Below are 4,609 nucleotides of genomic sequence, written 5' to 3' on the forward strand. Positions count from 1 at the left end.
AGGCACGTCAAAGCAGGGATCAGGTGAGGAACACCCTGTCCGTCCTGGGTCTGCGGGGCGGGAGAGCGCCGAGGCACGGGTCGATGATTTCGAACCGTGCCTCGACTATCTCACCGGAGGAGCCACTATGTGAAATGCGTATCCCACACTTCGGGATCAGTCCAGGTCGTCGTGCCGCATCAGCTGGCGTGCCGCCTCGGTGATCGACCCGGTCAGCGACGGGTACACCGAGAACGTCGCGGCAAGGTCGTTGACGGTGAGGTTGTTCTGCACGGCGATGGCGATGGGCAGGATCAGCTCCGACCCGCTGGGGGCGACCACCACGCCGCCGATGACCACACCGGTGGCCGGACGGCAGAAGATCTTCACGAAGCCGCGGCGCAGACCGGACATCTTGGCGCGCGGGTTGGTGTTGAGCGGGAGCATGACCGTACGGGCAGGCACCTCGCCGTCGTCGATCGCGGCCTGGCTGACGCCCACGGTGGCGATCTCGGGACGGGTGAACACGGCCGAGGCCACGGTCTTCAGCTTGATCGGGCTCACGCCCTCACCGAGCGCGTGGTACATCGCGATGCGGCCCTGCATGGCGGCGACGGACGCCAGCGGCAGCAGTCCGGTGCAGTCACCCGCGGCGTAGATCCCGGACACCGGCGTCCGCGACACACGGTCCACGCGCAGGTATCCGCCCTTGTCGAGCTCGATGCCGACCTTCTCCAGTCCGAGACCCTGGGTGTTGGGAACCGAACCGACGGTCATCAGGGCGTGGCTGCCCTCGACCGTCCGACCGTCCGCGAGCACGACGACGATGCCGTCCTCGGTGCGCTTCACGGCATCGGCCCTGGCGTGCTTGACCAGGGTGACGCCACGTTCCGCGAGGACATCCTCGAGCACGAGGGCGGCGTCGGCGTCCTCCCCGGGCAGGACGCGGTCGCGGCTGGACACCAGCGTGACCTTGACGCCCATCTCGGTGTAGGCGGACACGAACTCGGCGCCGGTCACACCGGAACCGACGACGACGAGGTGCGTGGGCAGCTCGTCGAGGTCGTAAAGGTCGCGCCACGTCAGGATGCGCTCGCCGTCCGGCTCCGCCCCGGGGATCACCCGGGGGCTCGCACCGGTGGCGATGAGGACGACGTCCGCGTCGAGTGTCTTCTTCTCGCCGTTCTCGAGCGTGGCACACACCTGGTGGGACGCCATGCCCAGTCGTGGGTCGGTGATCTCGGCGGTGCCCGACAGCAGTTCGACACCCACCGTCTGCAGGCGGGTGCGGATGTCGGAGGACTGCGCCTGCGCAAGGCTCTTCACGCGGGCGTGGATCTGCGGCAAGGCGACCGTAGCCTGCTCGGGATCGAGCGCAATGCCCAGGTCGGTGGCGCGCCGCATGTCGGTGCGCACGCCGGTGGAGGCGATGAAGGTCTTGGACGGCACGCAGTCGAACAGAACGCAGGCGCCGCCCACCCCGTCCGAATCGATCAAGGAGACGGAGGCGCCGTGCTGTGCGGCCACCAGCGCTGCCTCGTATCCGGCAGGCCCGCCACCAATGATCACGATTCGGGTCATCTGTCCTCCAATTCAACTGTCGACCGGGGTCTCCGGCCGGCTTTTTCTGCGATCGCAGCGCGTCGTGTCGTGCACTGCATGCAACAGATTACTAGCCACCGTTTAGGCTTGCCGCCGTGTCGATCTATGCCGCCTACGGGTCCAACATGCATCCCGAGCAGATGTTGCAGCGCTGCCCACACTCGCCGATGGCGGGGACGGGCTGGCTGCACGGCTGGCGACTGACGTTCAGTGGCGGGGACATCGGCTGGGAGGGCGCACTCGCCACCGTGGTCGAGGACCCCGATTCCAAGGTGTTCGTCGTGCTCTACGACGTCCCCGAGGAGGACGAGGTCAGCCTCGACCGATGGGAGGGCTCCGAACTCGGCATCCACCGCAAGATCCGCGTCCGCGTCGACACCGAGGGCGAACCCGTTCTCGCCTGGTTGTACGTGCTCGACGCGTACGAGGGCGGCCTGCCGTCCGCTCGCTACCTCGGGGTGATGGCCGACGCCGCAGAGATCGCCGGGGCSCCCTCCGACTATGTGCGCGACCTGCGCACCCGCAACAGCCGCAACGTCGGACCGGGCACCGAATAGAACCGCCTGGCGCCGCGCCTCAGCCCAGGACGAGGCTCGACAGCACCCGCACCCCGATGCCCAGCGCCCGCTCGTCCAGATCGAACGTGGGCTGGTGGATGTCGAGTTGCTCGCCGACGCCCGACCAGACGCCGAGCCGGGCCATCGCACCGGGAACCTCTTCGAGATACCAGGAGAAGTCCTCGCCGCCGCCGGACTGCGGCGTGTCGGCGAGGGCGTCCGGGCCGACCGTGCGGATGGCGTCCTCGAACATGCGCGTCGACACCTCGTCGTTGACGACGGGCGGAACGCCGCGGCGGTAGTTGAGCTGGTACCGCACCCCGGTGGGCGCGAGCAGACCGTGGACGATCTCCCGGACCAGTGGCTCGAGCATCTCCCACGTCTCGTGATCGCCGGTCCGCACGGTGCCGGTCATCATGCCGGTCTGCGGAATGGCGTTGGGTGCCCGGCCTGCGCTCACGGCGCCCCACACCATCACGGTGCCCGTGCGCGGGTCGATCCGTCTGCTGAGCATGCCCGGCAACCCGGTCACGACCGTACCCAGCGCGAACACGAGGTCGGTGGTCAGGTGCGGACGCGACGTGTGTCCGCCCGGCGAGTCGAGCACCACCTCGATCGTGTCGGCCGCGGACGTGATCGCACCGAGCCGCACCCCGACCCGCCCGGCCGCGAGCCGCGGATCGCAGTGGAGGGCGAAGATCCGCGACACCCCCTCGAGCCGTCCGGCGGCGACGACCTCGAGCGCACCGCCGGGCATGACCTCCTCGGCGGGCTGGAAGATCAACCGGACACCCACCGGGAGGTCGGGGATCTCGCTGAGCGCCAGACCGGTTCCCAGGAGGATGGTGGTGTGGGCGTCGTGGCCGCACGCGTGCGACACGCCCGGCACCGTCGACGAGTACGTGGCGCCGGTCAATTCCTGCAACGGGAGGGCGTCGATGTCGGCGCGCAACGCGATGCGGGGACCGTTCGACGGTCCGAGATCACACGTGAGGCCCGTTCCGCCGGGCAGCAGTTCGGGCGACAGACCGGCCGCGGCCAGCCGGGTCGCCACGAATTCCGTCGTCGCGTATTCGTGTCGCGCGAGTTCGGGATTGGCGTGGATGTGTCGACGCCACTGAGAGAGTTCGTCGGTGTGAGCGAGAATCCATTTGTCGACTGCCGCGTTCACCGGCGATCAACTCCTTCCAACAACCGCACCCGCTGTGTGTCGTCCGTTGCCGCGCGAACTGCCGTGCGAGCCAGCGCAATCGCTCCGTCGATCACGGCGCGGTCGGCGGACTCGGTGATGCATGCCGCCGCGAACCGAGGCTGATGCGTCACCGCGCCGTCCGAATCGAGGCCGATGACCGGATGAATTCCGGGCAGGACGTTGGTGACGTTGCCCATGTCGGTGCTGCCCAGCGGACGGACGCCCTCCCACTCGAGCTGCAGCGGTGTCCGTCCCATGTCGATGATCTGCTCCCGGTACGTCGCGACCAGCCACGGGTCCRGCGTCAGTTCCGTGTACGTCGGCGACACGGTGCGGATCTCGTGTGTGCACCCGGTGGCGAGGGCGCCCGCCGCGAAACACGCCTCCGCGCGTGTCGTCAGCTCGGACAACGCCCACGCCGTCTCGGCGCGCAGGTAGTACAGCATTTCGGAGCGTGCGGGAACGATGTTGGGCGCGGTGCCGCCGTCGGAGACGATCCCGTGGATCTGCTGCCCCGGCGAGAGGTGTTGGCGCAGCAGGCCGATCCCGACCTGGGCGACGGTCGCGGCGTCGGCGGCGTTGCGCCCGAACTCCGGTGCGGCCGACGCGTGCGCTTCGCGGCCGGTGAACGTGACCGCGATGTCGGCCAGCGCGAGCGACGTCGCTCCGGTGATGTCGATCGGACCCGGATGCACCATCAGGGCGGCCGCGACATCGTCGAAGACGCCCTTCTCGAGCATGGCGATCTTTCCCCCGCCGCTCTCCTCCGCGGGCGTCCCGATGACCCGCACCGTGATCCCCAGCCGGTCGGCGACCGTGGCGAGCGCGACGCCGGCACCGACCGCGGACGCCGCGATGATGTTGTGCCCGCACGCGTGACCGATCTCCGGGAGCGCGTCGTACTCGGCGCAGATACCGATGACGAGGTCGCCACTGCCGAACGTGGCATCGAACGCCGTTGGCAGGTCCGCGATGCCCGACCGCACGTCGAACCCGCTGCGTTTGAGCAGTTCGGTGATCTTCGCGACGCTCCGGAACTCCTCGAACGCCAGTTCCGGTTCGCTGTGGATCGAATGGGACAGCGCGATCAGATCGGTCTCGATTGACCTGACCGCCGCCTCGACATCCGCATTCACGTGCTCATTCTCTCACCCGAAGCTGAAGTTGCTCTTGTCCGTCACCGTGGCGAGCGCGGCGAGGGCGTCGTGATGGATTCCGCGCTTGATCCCGACGAGGTTGGCGCCGCGGGTGGCGGTGAGTGCGGCGGCCCGTGTCACGG

4 protein-coding genes and 1 pseudogene are annotated in these 4,609 nt (G+C 68.8%); 1 reads left to right on the forward strand and 4 read right to left on the reverse strand.

Annotated elements, in window-relative coordinates; all coding sequences use genetic code 11:
• Nucleotides 1-156: 156 nt before the first annotated feature.
• Nucleotides 157-1,560, reverse strand: a complete 1,404-nt coding sequence (locus AC1D1G_RS42015; RefSeq protein ID WP_283353417.1) for an NAD(P)H-quinone dehydrogenase — start codon at nt 1,558-1,560, stop codon at nt 157-159.
• Nucleotides 1,561-1,676: 116 nt separating this feature from the next.
• Here AC1D1G_RS42015 and AC1D1G_RS42020 point away from each other — a divergent pair, with 116 nt between their 5' ends.
• A complete protein-coding gene (locus AC1D1G_RS42020) occupies nt 1,677-2,138 on the forward strand; it encodes a gamma-glutamylcyclotransferase family protein (protein WP_005239924.1) in 462 nt (153 codons plus the stop codon).
• Between the two features lie 19 nt (nt 2,139-2,157).
• Here AC1D1G_RS42020 and AC1D1G_RS42025 read toward each other — a convergent pair whose 3' ends face one another.
• From AC1D1G_RS42025 to AC1D1G_RS42035, 3 genes and pseudogenes are all read right to left on the reverse strand, one after another.
• The gene (locus AC1D1G_RS42025; protein ID WP_317569253.1) at nt 2,158-3,309 is read right to left on the reverse strand and encodes a M20 family metallopeptidase; all 1,152 of its coding nucleotides are present in this window, start codon (nt 3,307-3,309) and stop codon (nt 2,158-2,160) included.
• A complete protein-coding gene (locus AC1D1G_RS42030) occupies nt 3,306-4,466 on the reverse strand; it encodes a M20 family metallopeptidase (protein WP_477956582.1) in 1,161 nt (386 codons plus the stop codon). The genes AC1D1G_RS42025 and AC1D1G_RS42030 overlap by 4 nt, the downstream gene beginning before the upstream one ends.
• 12 nt (nt 4,467-4,478) lie before the next feature.
• Nucleotides 4,479-4,609 (reverse strand): annotated as a pseudogene (locus tag AC1D1G_RS42035) (enoyl-CoA hydratase/isomerase family protein); the annotation flags it as partial.

The organism is Rhodococcus sp. P3_B8 (genome assembly GCF_056402775.1).

What these genes read in the sequence shown, in the direction of transcription:
- AC1D1G_RS42015 (WP_283353417.1), bottom strand. Translation starts at nt 1,560, where the DNA reads ATGACCCGAATCGTGATCATTGGTGGCGGGCCTGCCGGATACGAGGCA.